This is a genomic window from Nonomuraea africana, from assembly GCF_014873535.1.
Classification (GTDB): Bacteria; Actinomycetota; Actinomycetes; order Streptosporangiales; family Streptosporangiaceae; genus Nonomuraea; species Nonomuraea africana.
This window is the reverse complement of sequence record NZ_JADBEF010000001.1, coordinates 1,202,386-1,220,535: the sequence shown is the minus strand read 5'-3', so window position 1 is coordinate 1,220,535 and position 18,150 is coordinate 1,202,386. Positions and strand designations below refer to the sequence as shown.

Annotated in this window: 14 protein-coding genes; 7 read left to right on the top strand and 7 right to left on the bottom strand. The window is 70.7% G+C overall.

Going from position 1 to position 18,150, the window contains the following annotated elements; translation table 11 throughout:
* Window positions 1–13 precede the first annotated feature (13 nt).
* From H4W81_RS05550 to H4W81_RS05540, 3 genes are read left to right on the top strand one after another with little or no spacing between them, the layout of a single operon-like run.
* Window positions 14–1,198 (top strand): thiolase family protein, encoded by a 1,185-nt coding sequence (locus tag H4W81_RS05550; RefSeq protein WP_192773774.1) that lies wholly within the window; start codon window positions 14–16, stop codon window positions 1,196–1,198.
* The gene (locus H4W81_RS05545) at window positions 1,195–3,264 is read left to right on the top strand and encodes a 3-hydroxyacyl-CoA dehydrogenase NAD-binding domain-containing protein (protein WP_192773773.1); all 2,070 of its coding nucleotides are present in this window, start codon (window positions 1,195–1,197) and stop codon (window positions 3,262–3,264) included. The genes H4W81_RS05550 and H4W81_RS05545 overlap by 4 nt, the downstream gene beginning before the upstream one ends.
* Before the next feature lie 55 nt (window positions 3,265–3,319).
* A complete protein-coding gene (locus H4W81_RS05540) occupies window positions 3,320–3,700 on the top strand; it encodes an SSI family serine proteinase inhibitor (protein WP_192773772.1) in 381 nt (126 codons plus the stop codon).
* Here the strand turns inward: H4W81_RS05540 and H4W81_RS05535 are convergent.
* From H4W81_RS05535 to H4W81_RS05525, 3 genes are all read right to left on the bottom strand, one after another.
* The gene (locus H4W81_RS05535; RefSeq protein ID WP_192773771.1) at window positions 3,690–4,325 is read right to left on the bottom strand and encodes a hypothetical protein; all 636 of its coding nucleotides are present in this window, start codon (window positions 4,323–4,325) and stop codon (window positions 3,690–3,692) included. The two genes, H4W81_RS05540 and H4W81_RS05535, sit on opposite strands and share 11 nt — an antisense overlap.
* Before the next feature lie 34 nt (window positions 4,326–4,359).
* On the bottom strand, window positions 4,360–7,974 hold the full coding sequence (locus tag H4W81_RS05530) for an NPCBM/NEW2 domain-containing protein (RefSeq protein WP_192773770.1): 3,615 nt from the start codon (window positions 7,972–7,974) through the stop codon (window positions 4,360–4,362).
* Between the two features lie 120 nt (window positions 7,975–8,094).
* Entirely contained in the window at window positions 8,095–9,564 is a 1,470-nt protein-coding gene (locus H4W81_RS05525) for an amino acid permease (RefSeq protein WP_192773769.1), read from the bottom strand.
* A gap of 163 nt (window positions 9,565–9,727) precedes the next feature.
* Between H4W81_RS05525 and H4W81_RS05520 the strand changes: the two genes are divergently transcribed.
* A complete protein-coding gene (locus H4W81_RS05520) occupies window positions 9,728–10,369 on the top strand; it encodes a DedA family protein (protein WP_192773768.1) in 642 nt (213 codons plus the stop codon).
* Here the strand turns inward: H4W81_RS05520 and dxs are convergent.
* Window positions 10,311–12,200, bottom strand: coding sequence for a 1-deoxy-D-xylulose-5-phosphate synthase (gene dxs, locus H4W81_RS05515; RefSeq protein WP_397127161.1), 1,890 nt, complete (start codon window positions 12,198–12,200; stop codon window positions 10,311–10,313). The two genes, H4W81_RS05520 and dxs, sit on opposite strands and share 59 nt — an antisense overlap.
* Before the next feature lie 117 nt (window positions 12,201–12,317).
* Between dxs and H4W81_RS05510 the strand changes: the two genes are divergently transcribed.
* The 3 genes from H4W81_RS05510 (at window position 12,318) to H4W81_RS05500 (ending at window position 14,878) form a co-directional block, all read left to right on the top strand.
* Complete coding sequence (locus H4W81_RS05510; protein ID WP_192773767.1) at window positions 12,318–13,154, top strand: neutral zinc metallopeptidase; 837 nt, start codon at window positions 12,318–12,320, stop codon at window positions 13,152–13,154.
* Between the two features lie 64 nt (window positions 13,155–13,218).
* Window positions 13,219–13,989, top strand: a complete 771-nt coding sequence (locus H4W81_RS05505; RefSeq protein ID WP_192773766.1) for a neutral zinc metallopeptidase — start codon at window positions 13,219–13,221, stop codon at window positions 13,987–13,989.
* A gap of 91 nt (window positions 13,990–14,080) precedes the next feature.
* The gene (locus H4W81_RS05500; RefSeq protein ID WP_192773765.1) at window positions 14,081–14,878 is read left to right on the top strand and encodes a neutral zinc metallopeptidase; all 798 of its coding nucleotides are present in this window, start codon (window positions 14,081–14,083) and stop codon (window positions 14,876–14,878) included.
* Here H4W81_RS05500 and H4W81_RS05495 read toward each other — a convergent pair.
* From H4W81_RS05495 to H4W81_RS05485, 3 genes are read right to left on the bottom strand one after another with little or no spacing between them, the layout of a single operon-like run.
* The gene (locus tag H4W81_RS05495; protein ID WP_192773764.1) at window positions 14,875–16,080 is read right to left on the bottom strand and encodes an ROK family transcriptional regulator; all 1,206 of its coding nucleotides are present in this window, start codon (window positions 16,078–16,080) and stop codon (window positions 14,875–14,877) included. The two genes, H4W81_RS05500 and H4W81_RS05495, sit on opposite strands and share 4 nt — an antisense overlap.
* 35 nt (window positions 16,081–16,115) lie before the next feature.
* Complete coding sequence (locus tag H4W81_RS05490) at window positions 16,116–17,372, bottom strand: sugar ABC transporter permease (RefSeq protein ID WP_192773763.1); 1,257 nt, start codon at window positions 17,370–17,372, stop codon at window positions 16,116–16,118.
* Window positions 17,369–18,133 (bottom strand): ATP-binding cassette domain-containing protein, encoded by a 765-nt coding sequence (locus H4W81_RS05485; RefSeq protein ID WP_192773762.1) that lies wholly within the window; start codon window positions 18,131–18,133, stop codon window positions 17,369–17,371. Before H4W81_RS05485 ends, H4W81_RS05490 begins: the two co-directional genes overlap by 4 nt.
* Window positions 18,134–18,150: the final 17 nt, after the last annotated feature.

The following is an 18,150-nucleotide window of genomic DNA, read 5'->3' as shown; positions in this document are numbered from 1 at the left end:
GAGGAGCGAATCCGTGCCTTCCTCTCGTGACGTCGTTTTCGTCGACGGCGTGCGCACGCCGTTCGGCAAGTCGGGGCCCAAGGGCCTGTACTCGGAGACCCGCGCCGACGACCTGGTCGTCCGGGTCATCCGCGAGCTCATCAGGCGCAATCCGAACCTGCCGCCCGAGCGGGTGGACGAGGTCGCGATCGCGGCGACCACCCAGATCGGCGACCAGGGCCTGACGATCGGGCGCTCGGCGGCCGTGCTGGCGGGGCTGCCCAAGAGCGTGCCGGGTTACGCGATCGACCGCATGTGCGCGGGCGCGATGACCGCGGTGACCTCGGTCGCGGGCGGCATCGCCTTCGGCGCCTACGACGTGGCCATCGCCGGCGGCGTCGAGCACATGGGCCGCCACCCGATGGGCGAGGGCGTCGACCCCAACCCCCGCTTCCTGTCGGAGAAGCTGGTGGACGGCAGCGCGCTGGTCATGGGCATGACCGCGGAGAACCTGCACGACCGCTACCCGGCCATCAGCAAGGAGCGCGCCGACGCCTACGCCGCGCTCTCGCAGGAGAAGGTCGCCAAGGCCTACGCCGACGGCAAGATCCAGCCCGACCTGGTGCCCACGGCGATCAGGACGGCCGAGAAGGGCTGGGGCCTGGCGGTCGCCGACGAGGCGCCCCGTCCCGGCACGACCGTCGAGGGCCTGGCCGGGCTGAAGACGCCCTTCCGCGCCCACGGCCGCGTCACCGCGGGCAACTCCTCCGGCATCAACGACGGCGCCACCGGCTGCGTCGTGGCCGCCGCCGACGTGGCGGCCGAGCTGGGCCTCACGCCCAAGATGCGCCTGGTCTCCTACGCCTTCGCGGGGGTGGACCCCGAGGTCATGGGCGTGGGCCCGATCCCCTCGACCGAGCGGGCGCTGCGCCTGGCGGGCCTGTCCATCGACGACATCGGCCTGTTCGAGATCAACGAGGCGTTCGCCGTCCAGGTGCTGGCCTTCCTCGACCACTTCGGCATCCCCGAGGACAGCGAGAAGGTCAACGCCTACGGCGGCGCGATCGCCTTCGGCCACCCGCTGGCCTCGTCGGGCGTGCGGCTGATGACGCAGCTGGCCCGTCAGTTCGGCGAGCGGCCCGACGTGCGCTACGGCATCACCACCATGTGCGTCGGCATGGGCATGGGCGGCACGGTCATTTGGGAGAACCTGGCATGAGCAACATCAACGACCTTTTCGCCGGCGAAGTCGTCACCAAGGCCCTGGTGCGCGACGTCGAGCTGCCCCACGGCGCGGGCACGATGGCGCTGATCACCCTCGACAACGGGTTCGACCACACCAAGCCGAACACCTTCGGTCCTGGCGGGCTGACGCTGCTGAACGAGGCCATCGACGCGATCGCGGCCAGGACCGACCTGGCGGCGGTGGGCGTGACGGGCAAGCCGTTCATCTTCGCGGTCGGCGCCGACCTCAAGGGCGCGGCGCTGGTGCGCACCCGTGAGGAGGCGCTGCAGATCGGCAGGCTGGGCCACGACGTCTTCCGCCGCCTCGGCGAGCTCGATGTGCCGACGTTCGCCTTCGTCAACGGCGCGGCCATGGGCGGCGGCCTGGAGATCGCGCTGCACTGCACCTACCGCACCATCTCCTCGGGCGTGCCCGCCGTGGCGCTGCCCGAGTGCTTCCTCGGCCTGGTGCCCGGCTGGGGCGGCACGCAGCTGCTCCCCCGCCTGATCGGCCCGGCCAAGGCGATCAAGCTCATCATCGAGAACCCGCTGTCGCAGAACCGGATGATCAAGGGCAAGGACGCGTTCGCGCTCGGCGTCGCCGACGCGATGTTCGAGCCCGCCGACTTCCTCGAGGAGTCGCTGCGCTGGGCCGCCCAGGTGCTGGGCGGCTCGGTCACCGTCGAGCGGCCAGCGATCGAGGAGGACTGGGACAAGGCCGTCGCCGACGCCCGCTTCCTGGTCGACATGAAGTTGCGCGGCGCGGCCCCCGCGCCCTACCGGGCGCTCGACCTCATCGCCGCGGCCAAGGACGCCTCCCGCGACGCCGGGTTCGCCGCCGAGGACGAGGCGCTGGCCGACCTGCTCATGGGCGACGAGCTGCGGGCCGGGCTCTACGCCTTCGACCTGGTGCAGCGGCGTGCCAAGCGGCCCGCGGGCGCGCCCGACAAGGCGCTGGCCCGCAAGGTCACCAAGGTCGGCGTGGTCGGCGCGGGCCTGATGGCCTCGCAGATGGCGCTGCTGTTCGCCCGGCGCCTCGAGGTGCCCGTCGTGCTGACCGACCTCGACCAGGCCCGCCTGGACAAGGGCGTCGGCTACGTGCACGCCGAGGTGGACAAGCTGCTGTCCAAGGGCAGGGTGAGCCAGGACCAGGCCAACAGGCTCAAGGCGCTGGTGACCGGGTCGCTGACCAAGGACGCCTTCGCCGACGCCGACTTCGTCATCGAGGCCGTCTTCGAGGACATGGGCGTCAAGAAGAAGGTCTTCGCCGAGGTCGAGGCGCACGTCTCGGCCGAGTGCGTGCTGGCGACCAACACCTCCTCGCTCTCGCTCAGCGAGATGGGCGCCGATCTGAAGCACCCCGAGCGCCTGGTCGGCTTCCACTTCTTCAACCCCGTCGCGGTGATGCCGCTGCTGGAGATCATCAAGGGCGACTCCACCGACGACGCCACGCTCGCCACGGCCTTCTCGGTGGGCAGGTCGCTGAAGAAGTCGGCCGTGCTGGTCAAGGACGCGCCCGCGTTCGTTGTCAACCGGCTGCTGACCCGCTTCATGGGCGAGGTCATCGCGGCCGTGGACGAGGGCACGCCGCTGGAGCTGGCCGAGCACTCCCTCGACGACCTGGGCCTGCCGATGTCGCCGTTCGCGCTGCTGCAACTGGTCGGCCCGGCGGTCGGGCACCACGTGTCGGAGACGCTGCACGCGGCCTTCCCCACGCGGTTCGGGGTGTCGGAGAACATGGCGAAGCTGGTCGCCTCGGGCAAGCCCGGCGTCTACGCCCCCGACTTCTCGCTCGACCCCGAGGCGGTGGCGCTGTTCGCCGGCGGCACCAGCCCCTCGACGGCCGAGCAGGTCCGCGAGCGGGTGCTGAGGGCGCTGGCCGAGGAGATCAGGATCATGCTGGACGAGGGCGTCGTCGCCGCGGCACAGGACATCGACCTGTGCATGATCCTCGGCGCGGGGTGGCCCTTCCACCTCGGTGGCATCACGCCGTACCTCGACAGGGCGGGCTTCTCCGAGCCCCGCTTCCTCGAGCCGGGGGTCGCCTCGGTTCCCGCCTGATGCCCGATCGGTCTTGCTCGTCTCGCCCCACGCGGTGGTCATCTAGCGTGGGGCGATGAGAGCGATCAAGATACTGGCCCTGACGGGGGCGTTCATGATGGCCGCGACCGCTCCGGCGCTGGCCGAGCAGCGGCCGAGGTCCTCGCTGAAGGTGGCGGTGACCGTGGCCGACACGACGAAGGTCGTCAGGCTGACCTGCGACCGCGATGGGGGCAACCACCCCACGCCTCGGGCCGCCTGCCGCCTGCTGCGCGCGGTGAAGGGCAAGCCGGCCAGGCTCGAGGTGAAGAAGGACCCGATCTGCACCAAGGAGTTCCGGCCGCACCGGGTCGAGATCTGGGGCGCGTGGCGGGGCAAGCCGGTCCGCTTCACCAAGACCTACTCCAACGCATGCCTGATGACGGCCGCGGGCGGGGCGGTCTACTTCACGCTCTGACGCGCCGCCGTACGACGAGGGCGGCCAGGGCCGCCGCCGTGAGCACCCCCGCCCCCAGCCAGTACGGCCAGACGGCCGGGGCGCCCACGGTGGCGGCGGCCGGCTCGGGGATGGCGGGCCCGGCGGCGGGCTTGGGGGTCGCGCCGTTCCTGGGGAAGCCGGGCGGGCGCACCTCGCCCCACGGGTCCTTGCCGCCGTTCATCGACAGGTAGCCGGGGATCATGGCCTTGAGCCGCGGGTCGAGCGGGTCGACGGTCAGCGCGCCGGGCACCTTGAGCGTGCCGACGGGGAAGGGGTCGAACAGGCCCTGGAGTGCCTCGACCCGCCACTCGCCCTCGGGCAGCGCGAGCGCGGCGGCGTAGTGCCCCTTCTCCTTCAGCTCGACGGCGGTGAACTCCACGCTCCTGCCGCCACCGGAGAATCGCAGCCCGACCTTGCCGAGCTCGCCCACGAAGGGGTGGGTGCCGTGCTGGAGGGTCCAGAAGCCCACGGTGTAGGTGGCGCCCGCCTCGAAGGCGGCGGGCACGGGGTCGAGGTAGGTGGCGGCCCAGCCGCCCGCCCTGCCCGGCGCCGCGAGGGCGAGGGCGGGCAGCAGGAGCGCGAGCACGAGCAGAATGCGTCTCATGCTCCGAATACACCGGAGCATGAGACGAGGTTCCCTACGGGTTGCAGCTGAACCTGGCCGAGGCCCAGTCCCCGTGGTCGCCGCCGTTGCCGTCACCGGCGTTGCCGACGACCAGGTCGACGTAGGCCGCGCCCTTGAGGTCGGCCGAGACGGCCACCGGCGCCGACGTACCGGTCAGCGTGGGCGAGCGGTAGACCTCCTTGCCGTCGGCCAGGACCGAGAAGACGACCGAGCCGTAGTCGGCGATCTCGTCGTCCACGCCGACGGTCGCGGTGAAGGCCGAGCACGCCCCTCCGGTGTGGTAGGACACCTTCGAGGGCGCGTGCACGCCGAGGCCCTTGGCGTGCACCGTGCCGCCCAGCGTGATCGGCCGGCCGTCCGCGGCGCCGCTCTCGCCGTTGCTGCGGTCCTTCTCCACCGGACCCCAGCCGTTGTCGGCCGACATCCACGGCACGTCCGACGCCCACGCCGCGCCCTTGGGCGGGGCGGGCAGCTGCGTCGTCGCCACCGAGGCGGCGAAGACGTGGACGGCGGCGTTGTCGGGCAGCGTGACCGCGACGATCTTCTTGCCGGGGTTGACCCTGACCTGGTTGTAGAAGATCCGGTAGTCGACGGTCGGGTACTGGTTGGCTCCCGCGGGCAGGTTCTTGCCCTTGTGGGAGAAGGCGGGCCTGGAGCCGTGCGTGCCGGGGTCGACGCAGCACCAGTTGGCGAAGCCCAGCGTGGCCGTGTCGCTGGTGCCGTCCTCGTAGTGGACGGTCAGCGGCCCGGTGGCGCTGGTGCTGGTGCCGGTGCCGAGGAAGGCCAGGGTGTTGCCCTGCCCGCCCATCGCGATCGTCTGCGCGGCCGAGGCCACGTTGTCCGGCTGTCCCGCCTGGGTGGCCGGCCAGGTGAACGGCACGCCCTGGACGCTCACCCGCGCGCCGGGAGTGACTCCGGCGGCGGCCAGGCGCTGGTAGGAGAAGCTGCCGCCGCCCCCGTCGATGTTGCCCTTGCCGGGGTCGGCGTCGTCGGTGATGCCGATGTTGCCGAACGCCGCGGCCAGCGACTTGAAGGGCACCTTGGCCGCGGCCGCCGTGGTGGCGGTGAGCTCCTGGTTGTGCGCCCGGTAGGTGGCGCTGACGCTGAGCGTGACCGCGCCGGCCTTTGCGTCGTCGGGCACCGTCAGAGCGACGGTCTTCTCGACGCTCGTGCCGTCCTCGATGACACCCGCCTCGACGTCGGCGGGGGCGCTCCAGCCCGCGGGCACCCGCACGCCCAGCCTGACGTCGCGGATGTCGGTCCCCGTGGCGTTGGCGACGGTGACCGGCAGCTCGATCGTGGCGCCTGGGGTGAGCATCGCGGGCAGCTTGGTGGCCACCGTGACGTCGGAGTCGCCCGGGTGCTGCCCGCCGAGGACGGCCCCGCCGACCAGCGTCAGCTCGGCCGTCTCCGAGGTGGCGAGCGCGGGCACGCGCGCCCTGACCACGGCGCCGTCGGCGTACCAGCCGGTGGCGCCCGAGGCGTACTCCTCGGCGCTGATCTTGGCCAGCCGGTCCTTGCCGTACTTCACGTTGGCGGGGGCCCGGCCCAGGTGCACGACCAGCTCGTACGGCCTGGCCTCCGGCTTGCCCGCGTAGGAGCCCTCGAGCGCGCCGATCCCGACGGTGATCGGGCCGGAGCCGCTCTCCGGCGCCTTGACGGTGAACTTCTGGGTGGCCGACTGCCCGGTGGCGAACGCGCGGGTCCTGCCGTCGTCGGCGTACATGCTGAAGGTCGAGTCGCCCGCCGGGTAGAGGTCCAGCGTCAGCGGGTCGCTCGCCTTCTGCTCGGCGTGGTTGTTGATGCCCTCGCGGTACATCGGCACGATCGCGCCCGCCCGCACGAACACCGGCAGCCGGTCCAGCGGCGCGCTGTAGCCGGCGAGCGTCTGCGGCCCGTTGTGGACCTTGCCGCTCCAGTAGTCGACCCAGCGCCCCTCGGGCAGGTAGATGCCCTCGCGCACGTCGCCGGCCTGGTAGACGGGCGCGACCAGGAAGTCCTGTCCGGCCAGGAACTGGTCCTTGACCTGCCAGGCGGTCTCGTCGCGGGGGTACTCCATCACCAGCGCCCTGTTGACCGGCGCGCCGGTGCGGTGCGCCTCGGCGGCGTAGGTGTAGAGGTAGGGCAGCAGCCGCTCGCGCAGCTTGAGGTAGGTGCGGTTGATCGAGGTGTACGGCTCGCCGCGGGTCCACGGCTGCTTGTCCTTCGCCGCCCAGCCCGACATCGACATCAGGACCGGCGTGAACGCCTTCCACTGCAGGTCGCGCACGTACGACTCGCCGGAGCCGCCGAAGATGCCGTCGATGTCACCCGCGGTGAACGGCATGCCGGAAAGGCCCGCGCCGGTGATGGCGGGGATCTGCCAGCGGATGGCGTCGAGCGTGCCGTAGTGGTCGCCGGTCCACTGCACGGCGCAGCGCTGCGACCCCGCCCAGCCCTCGACCATCCAGACGTAGCGGCGGGCGTCGGAGTAGGTCTCGATGCCCTGGGCGGCGTCCTCGCAGCCGGTCAGCGCGAAGCGGTAGCCCTGGCCGACCCAGGCCACGTCCAGCTTGCGGACCCGCACACCCGCGTTCTTGACCTCGAACTCCTGGTTGGTCAGGGCCCGCTGGGTCCACAGCCCCATCTCGATGCCGCGCCTGCGCAGTTGCTCTCCGGCCTCGGGCAGGTCGGTGTACTCGCAGCCGTACCCGTCGTTGACGAGCATCCAGCCGCGCGGCATGTCGTGGTCCAGGTAACCCTGGGCGACCTTGGCGGCGCTCGGCGTCGTCCACTTCTCCGGGTTCTTGCCGCCGGTGTAGGTCGGGCTGGAGTGGTTGTAGCAGTCGGCGTCGCCCATCTCCATGCCGTAGATCGGCGGTAGCATCGGCCGTCCGGTCAGCTCGGTGTAGCGGTCAAGGGGCGTCTTCAGGTCGTACGGCCTGCCGACGAAGTAGAAGGCGTCGAAGCGCTGCTCCCTGTGCGTGGCGACCACCGGCTGCTTGAAGGCGTAGGAGCCGGGCGCGAAGGTGTCGCGCAGCACGCCGTAGCCCGCGGTGCTCACGTAGTACGGCACCGCGTTGGGATAGCCCTCGTCGTCCCAATCGTGGTTGGCGGCGACGTTGACCGTCTGCCCCGTGTGGTTGAGGCGGCCGTTCTGCATGCCGCCGCCGAAGAACTGCTCCTTGGCGACGGGCTCGAGGGTCTGCCTGGTGCCCGCGGCGTCCCAGGAGAGCGGGGCGCTCTCGGCGAGGACCTTGCTGCCGTCGGCGCGGAAGACGCTGACCAGGGCGGGCCGCTTGCCGATCTTCACGGTCAGCGCGCCCGTGGCGACCTCGTACCGGTCGTCGAACTCCTTCCAGGTGGAGCTGACAGGCGCGTAGTCGGTCTTGACGACGATCTTCGCTCCCGCCCCGGTGTTGGCCGGGTCGGTGAAGGCGCCGTCGGGGGCGAGTTCGAGGCGGAAGACGTCGTCCCGCTGGAAGGTGAGGCGGACCTTGGCCGCGCCCGCCTGGGCGGTGTAGACGCCGTTGTCCGCGGTGAAGGCGGTGATCGAGCCGAGGGTGTCGGCGTGCGCCGTGACGGGCGTCGCCACCACGCCGAATGCCGCGACCGCGGCACCCGCTAACCAGCACGCGATTCTGCGCATGCGCATGGCCTCCGGGGGTGTGAACGATATTGCGCATTTCTGCGCACACCGTAAGCTCCGGCGGCATCTTTCTACAAGAGGGGGTCCGGACCGGTACGGCCGGGGCCCCGGCCGACGCTGTCAGGAGTCCTGGATCTTCGGCGAGTCGGCGCGGAACCCGCGGACGGTGCTGTGGCGGAAGCCGTACAGGAAGTAGATGAGCACGCCGACCACCATCCAGAGGAGGAACCGCCACCACGTCGCCACCGGCAGGTTCAGCATCAGGTAGAGGCAGGCCAGCACGGAGGCGAGCGGCAGCCACGGCACCAACGGCGCGCGGAAGGCGCGCGGCAGGTCGGGGCGGGTACGGCGGAGGATGACCACCCCCGCCGAGACCACCACAAAGGCGAACAGGGTGCCGATGTTGACCAGTTCGGCCAGCTCGCCAAGCGAGATGAACCCGGACAGGATCATCGTGGCGAACCCCACGATCAGCGTGATCGTGGCGGGAGTGCCGAAGCGGGGGTGCACCTTGGCCAGTCTGCGCGGCAGCAGACCGTCGCGGCACATCGCGAACAGCACCCTGGTCTGGCCCAGCATCAGGATCATGACCACGGTCGTCAGGCCGGCGATCGCGCCGATGCTGATCAGGCCGGCGATCCACGGCTGGCCCACCGCGGTGAAGGCGTCGGCCAGCGGCGCGTCCTGGCTGAGCTGGCTGTAGGGCTGCATGCCCACCACGACGAGGGAGACCGCGACGTACAGCAGTGTGCAGATGGCCAGCGAGCCGATGATCCCGCGCGGCAGGTCGCGCTGCGGCTCGATGGTCTCCTCCGCCGCGGTCGCCACGATGTCGAAGCCGATGAAGGCGAAGAAGACGATCGCGGCGGCGGAGAAGATGCCGATGTAGCCGTAGGCGACCGGGGTGATGTCAAACAGCACCTGGATCAGCGGGGCACGCATCCCCTCCACGGCGGGGGTGCCCCTGGGGGGCGGGATGAACGGCGAGTAGTTGGCCACTCTGATGAAGAAGAGCCCGGCGATGATGACCAGCAGGATCACCGTGACCTTGATCACCACGATGGCGAGGTTGACCCTGGAGGAGAGCTTGATCCCGGCCACCAGGATGCCGGTCAGGATCGCCACGATCAGCATCGCCGGGTAGTTGACGCCCACGTCGGGCAGCACGATGCCGGCCGTGGACAGCAACGAGGTGAAGTAGCCCGACCAGCCGACCGCGACCACCGCCCCCGCCAGCGCCATCTCCAGCATCAGGTCCCAGCCGATGATCCAGGCGGGGAACTCACCGAGGGTGGCGAAGGAGAAGGTGTAGGCCGAGCCCGCCACCGGGATCGTCGAGGCGAACTCGGCGTAGCAGAGCGCGGCCAGGCCGCACACGATGGCGGCGACCACGAACGACAGCGCGACGGCGGGCCCGGCGGTCTCCCTCGCCACCCTGCCGGTCAGCACGAAGATGCCGGTGCCGACGATGACACCGATGCCGAACACGGTCAGGTCGACGGCCGACAGCCGCCGCCTGAGCCGGTGTTCGGGCGCCTCGGTGTCCTGGATGGACTGCTCGACGCTCTTGGTCCTCAGTATCTGTGCCACACGGTGATCGTTCCCTCGCAATCCGCGATCATGCCGACGAAAGCCGCCCTCGACGCAAACATGGGAAAACCTGCCGCGGCTCCTCCAGGTGGCCGGGAGCTCTCCGGGTCATCTCCGGGTTCGCCCCGATGGCCCGGCCCTGTCGTCCCGCCAGGGTGGAGGCATGTTCGGCGACCTGCTCGGCCTCCTGGCCGCGCAGGACCTCGTCCTGCTGTGGCCGCTCCTGCTCGCCTTCCTCACCCTGGATGCCTCGGTGGGCATCGGCCTGATCGTCCCGGGCGACGCGCTGCTCATCGTCGCGGGGACGACGGCCGGTGGCCCGCCCGAGGCGATGGCGCTCATCGCGGCGGGGGTCGTGGCCTGCGTGGCCGGCGCCTCGGGCGGCCACCGGGCGGGCCGGGCGCTCGGTCCGAGGCTGCGCCACGGCAGGCTCGGCCGCAGGGTCGGCGAGGAGCGGTGGGAGCGGGCCGAGGAGCTGTTCGAGCGCAGCGGATGGGCGCTGGCGGTGGCCTACTACCTGCCCGTGGTGCACGCCCTCACCCCCGCGGTGGCGGGGGCCCTCGGCATGCCGTACCGGAGGTTCATGCCGTGGGCGCTGATCGGCGCCACCGCCTGGGTGAGCACCTACGTGACGCTCGGCGCGGTGGCCGGCGGGGTGGTGCGCGAGCACGCCGAGCTGCTGCTGCCCGTGGCGGCGGTGGCGGCCGTGATCATCGTGGCCGTCACCGCCGCCGTGCGCAGGGTGATCAGTGCTGGGCGGGCTGGTTCTCGAGAGCCGAGCTCCGCCGCGCGACCGCCTCGGTGATGTCGCGGGCGAGGTCTTGTCCCGTCAGCCCCGCGTAGCCGAGGATCTTCGGCCGCTTGGCGTGGTCGAGGAACTCCTGCGGGATGCCGAAGGTGCGCACCGGCACGTCGACGTCGTTGTCGCGCAGCAGGCGGGCGACCGCGTCGCCGACGCCGCCGACCCTGCCGTTGTCCTCGACGACGGCGACCAGCTTGTGCGCGGCGGCGGCCGGCACGAGCGCCTCGTCGAGCGGCTTGACCCAGCGCGGGTCGACCACGGTGGCGGAGATGCCCTGGGCGTCGAGCAGCACGGCGGCCTCCATCGCGGCCTGCGCCATCGGGCCGACGGCCACCAGCAGCACGTCGGGCTCACCGCTGCGCAGCAGGTCCATCTCGCCCAGCTTGCCGACCGCCTCGACGCCGGCGGCCACCGGGCCCTTGGGGAAGCGCAGCACGGTCGGCGCGTCGTCGACCGCGACGGCCTCGCGCAGCAGCTCGGTCAGCCGCTCGCCGTCGCGCGGCACCGCGATCCGCAGCCCGGGGACGACCTGCAGGATCGACAGGTCCCACATGCCGTTGTGGCTGGCGCCGTCGTCGCCGGTGACGCCCGCCCTGTCGAGGACCACGGTGACCGGCAGCCGGTGCAGGGCGACGTCCATCAGCAACTGGTCGAAGGCCCGGTTGAGGAAGGTGGCGTAGACGGCGACGACGGGGTGGAGCCCGCCGAGCGCCAGGCCGGCCGCGCTGGTCAGCGCGTGCTGCTCGGCGATGCCGACGTCGTAGGTGCGGTCGGGGAAGGCGTCGGCGAAGGCGTTGAGGCCCGTCGGGTGGAGCATGGCGGCGGTGATCGCCACCAGGTCGTCGCGCTCCTTGCCGAGGGCGACCAGCTCCTCGCTGAAGACGTTGGTCCAGATGCGGCCCTTGGGCTTCTCCACGCCGGTGGCCCTGTCGAAGGCGCCGGGCGAGTGGAACTGGTCCTCGTCGTGGTTCTCGGCCGGAGCGTAACCGCGCCCCTTCTGGGTGAGGGCGTGCACGATGACGGGCCCGCCGAAATCGCGCGCCTTGCGCAGCGCCACCTCCACGGCCTGCTCGTCGTGGCCGTCGATCGGGCCGACGTACTTCAGGCCGAGGTCCTCGAACATCACCTGGGGCGCGAGGATGTCCTTGACGCCCTTCTTGATGCCGTGCAGCGCGTCGTAGACGACGGGGACATTGCCGAGCTTGTTCTTGACGAACTCGAGCATGTCCTCGTAGCGGCGGTTGACCCGCAGCTTGGCCAGGTGCGTGGCCAGGCCGCCGATGGTCGGCGAGTACGAGCGCCCGTTGTCGTTGACCACGATCACGCACGGCAGGTCCTTGACCGCGGCGATGTTGTTGAGCGCCTCCCACGCCATGCCGCCGGTGAGCGCGCCGTCGCCGATCACCGCGACCGCGACCCTGTCGCGCTCGCCGCGCAGCTTGAACGCCTTGGCCAGCCCGTCGGCGTAGGACAGGGCGGTGGAGGCGTGGGAGTTCTCGACGAAGTCGTGCGGCGACTCGGCCTGGCTCGGGTAGCCCGACAGGCCGCCCTCCTGCTTGAGCGCGTCGAAGCCGTCCGAGCGCCCGGTGAGCATCTTGTGCACGTAGGACTGGTGGCCGGTGTCCCAGACGATCGGATCGCGCGGCGAGTCGAAGACCCTGTGCAGCGCGATGGTGAGTTCGACCACGCCCAGGTTGGGGCCCAGGTGCCCGCCGTTCGTCGCGCAGGAGTCGACGAGCAGATCACGAACCTCCTGGGCGAGCTGTGGCAGCTCCTCTGGCGCCAACCGTTTGACGTCGTGCGGTCCCTTGATCGAGGCCAGCAGCCCGCTCACGGAATCATCCCCTCATCCACTCGCCAACGGATCGAGTCTAGTTCGTGGGCGTCGCGATGACTCACCGGAGTCAAATGCACCCTGATTTGTCCGATCTTGGCCTAGGGTTTACCCACTATGAACACTGTCCCCCTTAGGAAACTCCCGTCACTTGTGGCCACCGGTCTGGTGCTGGCCATGGTCGGCGTCGGTACGGCAGGCGTCGCCGAGGCCTCCACCACCACGACGGAAGCCACGCAGGTGGCGGCGCCTCCCCGAGGGAAGGCCGCGGCCACGAGCAGCCCGTTGTACAAGACGGGGACGCTCGCGCGTTCCAACTGCGCTCCCGGCGAGATCCAGCGCGGCAGCACGGCTGCCTACAAGCACTTCCTCCAGGCTTTCACCAACTGCCTGAACCGTGCGTGGGCCGCCGAGTTCAAGCAGGCCAGGATGCCCTTCTCCAAGCCCCGACTGCGCATCATCACGACCAAGCGCAACACCGCCTGCGGCAGGTGGCTGACCGGCGCCTCCGGCGTCTACTGCTCCTCCGACAGGACCATGTACATGTTGATCACCAAGACGGAGCTGCGCAACCCGTCGCCGGTCGGGATCGGCCGCCTGATGGCGCACGAGTACGCCCACCACGTGCAGCAGGTGGCCGGCATCATGCCGTGGTACGGCCAGGTGAGCTGGCGCGCCAGCAGGGCGGGCAAGCTCGCCTACTCGCGCCGCCTGGAGCTGCAGGCCGAGTGCCTGTCGGCGGTCTTCATGAAGTCGGTCAAGGACACGCTGCCGGTCGACGAGGCCTACTACCAGCAGATCATCGACTGGTTCGGCGAGAAGGGCGCCTCCATCTGGCCGCAGAACGACCACGGCTCCAGCCGTAACCAGGCCAGGTGGATGCAGCGCGGCTGGGACTACGGCGCCGCCGCCGCGTGCAACACCTGGAACGTCTCCGCCAAGTACGTCTCCTAGCAACCTCCTCGCAAGCGGTCACGCCTTCCGGCGTGACCGCTTGGTGGTCTAAAGTCCTGTGACTATGCGTTCCCCCCTATTCGCCGTGCTTTCCGGCGCCCTCGCGAGCCTTCTGTTCGCCGGTACGGCTGCCGCCGGCACCTCCGGATTCCCGCCGGTCCTGACCGCGAACAAGGTCTACAAGACCGGCGTGATGGAGCTCAAGGAGTGTGAGGAGCAGCCGATCCAGCGCGACGACCTGGACGGCGCCAGGGTGTACCTGGAGTTCGTGCTCGACTGCCTCAACGAGTCGTGGAGCAGGCAGCTGGCCAAGGCGAACATCCCCTGGAGCAAGCCGAAGTTCGGCGTCGTCAGCAAGCCCGGCCAGTCGGTCGGCAAGTGCGGCACCTTCCCCGCCGGCGCGCAGGCGCTCTACTGCCCGCCGGAGCGGAAGATGACCGTCCTGCTCGACCCGGTCATCCTGTCCGAGCCGACCGAGCTGTTCCTGATGGAGGTCGTGGCCCACGAGTACGGTCACCACATCCAGGAGCTGACCGGCATGCTCGACGTCGTCGAGCGCACCAAGGGCAAGAGCAAGGCGCGCATCTACGACGAGGCCCGCAGGATCGAGCTGCAGGCCGAGTGCTTCTCCGGCGCCTTCATCGGCAGCGTGTGGCGCTCGCTCGGCCGCCGCGACTTCGACTTCAAGTACATCCTCAAGGTCGCCCAGGCCGGCTTCGACGACGGCGTGCACGGCAAGCCCGCCAACATCGCCCACTGGCTGAAGAAGGGCTTCGACGCCGAGTCGCCGAACGCCTGCAACACCTTCAGCGCTCCCAAGGCCCGCGTCTCCTGACGCATGTCATGCTTTCTCGATTGATGTCCGTGATCAGGGTTGATCGCGGACATCAATCGTTTTTCAAGCGCACGTCTGGAGACTGCGCACCATGAGATTCCCCCTTCTCGGCGCCGTCGCCACGGCGGCGCTGGCCCTCCTGCTCGTCGGCGGCGTCAGCGTCCCCGCCTCCGCCGCCCAGGACGCCTATCCGATCAAGGGTCTGCGGCTGACCAAGAGCAAGCTGTACAGCGGGGGCCCGCTGAAGTCCTCCGCCTGTCCCGAGAAGCCGATCGCCGCGGGCGACCGCGCTTTGGCCAAGCGGTACGTGCTGGCCGTCTACGAGTGCCTGAACAGGTCGTGGAGCGAGCGCTTCGCCATGATGGGCGTGAACTTCAGCAAGCCCGGCATCAGCTTCACCACCAGGTCGTCGGCGACCTTCTGCGACGAGAAGGTGGGCGACGCGGTGGGCGTCTACTGCACGGCCGAGCGGCGCTTCACCATCGTGCTGGACGAGAAGGTGCTGGAGTACCCCTACGACCTGTTCCTGTTCGACACGGTCGCCCACGAGTACGGTCACCACGTCCAGAACCTGATGGGCATCACCCGGGCCTTCGAGTACGAGCCCTACAGCGGCAGGAAGGAGGAGCTGGAGCAGACCCGGCGCTTCGAGCTCCAGGCCGAGTGCCTGGCGGGCGTCTTCATCGGCAGCGTCTGGCACTCCCTCGACCGGACGGAGGCCGACTGGCAGGAGTTGCTGGTCCTCGACAGGGAGAGCGGCGACGAGGTGGGCAAGGTACGCGACCACGGCAAGGGCCGCAACATCGCCGCCTGGCTCGAGAGGGGTTTCCGCGGCGCCGACCCCGCCGCGTGCAACACCTGGACGGCCCCCGCCGCGAAGGTCTCCTAGCCGCCCGCCCTGGTCAGCGCCTCGAGCGGATCGGCCAGCACCTGCGCGAACGCGAGCTCGGCGGCGCCCACGAGCGTGGCGTCGTCGGCGAGCTCGGAGGTGCGCAGCCGCAGCCTCTCCCTGTGGGCGGGCAGCGCGTCGATCGCGAGGCGGCTGCGCACCTGGGCGGCCGAGCCGAGATAGACCTCGCGCAGCATCCCCCCGAAGATCACCATCTCCGGGTTGAAGATGTTGACGAGGTTGGCCACGCCCAGGCCGAGCCAGTCGCCCACGCGGCTCAGCGCGGCCTGCGCCACGATGTCGCCCCTGTCGGCGGCCTCGACCACGGCCCTGACCGCGTCGCGCCCGAGAGGCCCCTCGGTGGTGCGGCCCGCCGCCTCCAGCAGCGCCCGCTCCCCCACCTCCGCCTCCAGGCAGCCGTGCGAGCCGCAGCCGCACAGCCGTCCGCCCGGGTGGACCACCATGTGGCCCACCTCGCCGCCGAACCCGTCGTGCCCGCCGAGCAGGTGTCCGCCGGCGATCACGCCGCCGCCCACTCCGACGTCGCCGTGCAGGTAGATCAGGTCCCGCACGCCGGCGCCGACGCCTCTGGTGTGCTCGGCCAGCGCGCCGAGGTTGGCGTCGTTGCCGACGCTGACCGGCAGTCCGAGGGCCAGCTTCCCGGCCAGCGCCGCGCCGAAGGGGGCCTCCACGCCCAGGAGGTTGGGTCCGTACCTGATGACCCCGTCGCTCCTGCCCACCCCGCCCGAGACGGCGGCCGCCGCCCCCACGCAGACGGTGTCGGACCGGGTCTTGCGGTGCATCTGCCTGGCGAAGCCGGCCAGCGTGCCGACGACCTCCTCCAGGTCGAAGGCGTCGCGCCGCCGTACGGTCTCACGCCGGTCGAGGATCACCCCGCCCAGCCCCACGCGGGCCACGGCGAGCCGGTCGGGGCCGACGTCGAAGGCGAAGACGTAGACGCGCGACGACTCGGGCCGCACGACGAGCGAGGGCCGCCCGGCGCGGCCCGTCTCGCGGGGCAGTTCCTCCCGCACCAGGCCGGCGGCCGTCAGGTCGGAGGTGAGCGCCATGATCGTGCTGCGGTTCAGGCCCATCCTGGAGGTCAGCTCGGCCCTGGAGGTGGGTCCGCCCAGGTGGACATGGCGAAGCAGCGCGCCGAGGTTGTGGCGCCTGATCTCCTCCTGGGACGGGCCCGCTCGCATCGTCAGTGGATCCTTTGCCGTGCCGAAGTCGCTGATCACCCTAGACCAGCGGCGGCCGCCCTACGACGGGCGAGCGCGTCCACTCCCGCCGCGAGCAGGAGCACGGTGCCGGTGACGATGAACTTCACGCTCGAGCCGTAGCCCATGAGGCCCATGCCGTTGTCGATGACCGCGATCACGGCGCCGCCGAGAACGGCGTCCAGCACGCGGCCCTTGCCGCCGAACAGGCTGGTGCCGCCGATCACCGCGGCGCCCACGGCGTAGAGGAGGACCTGGCTGCCCCCGGTGTTCGGGTCGACGGAGGCGCCTCGGGAGGCGGCGATGATGCCGCCGACCGCGGCGATGCCCGAGCAGATCACGAACGCGCTGATCTTGATGCGGTCCACGTTGATGCCGGCCCTGCGCGCGGCCTCCGCGTTTCCGCCCACCGCGTAGATGTGCCTGCCGAAGGCGGTGCGGCGCAGCACGAACGTCCACACGACCAGCAGCGCGAGCACGATCGGGACCACGATGGGCACGCCCGTCAGCGACACCAGGGCGGGGTTGCGGCTGCGCTCCAGGTTGAGCACGTAGACCGCGACGCCCGCGATCACCGCGAGCGTGCCGACGCGCGCCGCGATCAGCGAGGCGGGGTCGGCGACCAGGCCGCGCCTGGACCGCTTCAGCGACCTGACGACCTGGACGAGCGCGTAGCCGCCGACCCCGACCAGGAACAGGGCCCAGCCGAGCAGCGGCGGGAGATTCCTGTTGGCGACGGCCAGGATGGTCTCGTCGCGGATGGAGATGTTGGTGCCCTCCTCCAGGAGCACGAGGAGCACGCCCTGGAAGGCCAGGAAGCCGGCGAGCGTGACGATGAAGGACGGTATCCCGAGTTTGGCCACCAGCACACCCAGCACGAGGCCGATCAGGACACCGGTGAGGACGGCCGCCAGCACGCTGACGTACCAGGGCATGCCCATGGTGGTCAGCGTCACGGCGAGCACGGCCGCGCACACGCCGCTGGCGAAGCCCGCCGACAGGTCGATCTCGCCCAGCAGCAGGACGAACACCAGGCCCATGGCGATGACGGTGATCTGGCCGCCCTGGGTGAAGAGGTTGGCGAAGTTGACGGGGGTGAGGAAGGCCGGCCGCAGCAGCGCGAAGACGGTGCAGAGGACGACCAGGCCGAGCACGGCGGGCAGCGCGCCCATGTCGCCGCCGCGCACCCGCTCCTGGTAGGCGCGGGCGCTGTTGCCGATGGACGGCTGCCTGACGGCGGTGACGATGGCCTCCTCGGCCACGAGCTTGCTCATGCCGAGACCCCGTTCGTGAGGCCCAGATCTCCGCTGCGGCCCGAGGTGATGAGTTCGACGACCTGCGCGTGGGTCACGTCGGCCGCCTTGACCTGGGCGGCCATCCGCCCGAGGTAGAGCGCCGCGATCCGGTCGGAGACGGCGAACACGTCGTTCATGTTGTGCGAGATCAGCACGACCGCCAGCCCCTTGTCGGCGAGCCTGCGGACCAGTTCGAGCACCTGCGCGGTCTGCGCGACGCCGAGCGCGGCGGTGGGCTCGTCGAGGATGACGACCTTGCTGTTCCACAGCACGGCCTTGGCGATGGCGACGGTCTGCCGCTGGCCGCCCGACAGACTGGAGACCTGCTGCCTGATGGACTTGACGGTCCTGACCGACAGGCTGGAGAGGGTCTGCTGGGCCATCTCCTCCATCGTGGCCTCGTCCAGGACCAGACCGCTCCTGCGCTCCCTGCCCAGGAACATGTTCTGGACGATGTCGAGGTTGTCGCAGAGCGCGAGGTCCTGGTAGACGATCTCGATGCCCAGCTCGCCGGCGTCACGCGGCCCGGCCACGTGCACGGGCTCGCCGTCGAAGAAGTAGTCGCCCGCGTCGATCGGGTAGATGCCGCCGATGCACTTGACCAGGGTGGACTTGCCGGCGCCGTTGTCGCCGACCAGCGCGGTGACCTCGCCGCGGTGAGCGGCGAAGGTGACGTCGTGCAGGACCTGCACGGGACCGAAGCTCTTGTCGATCCCTCTCACTTCAAGAACGGGGTTCATCTGCTCGCTCCTCCGCA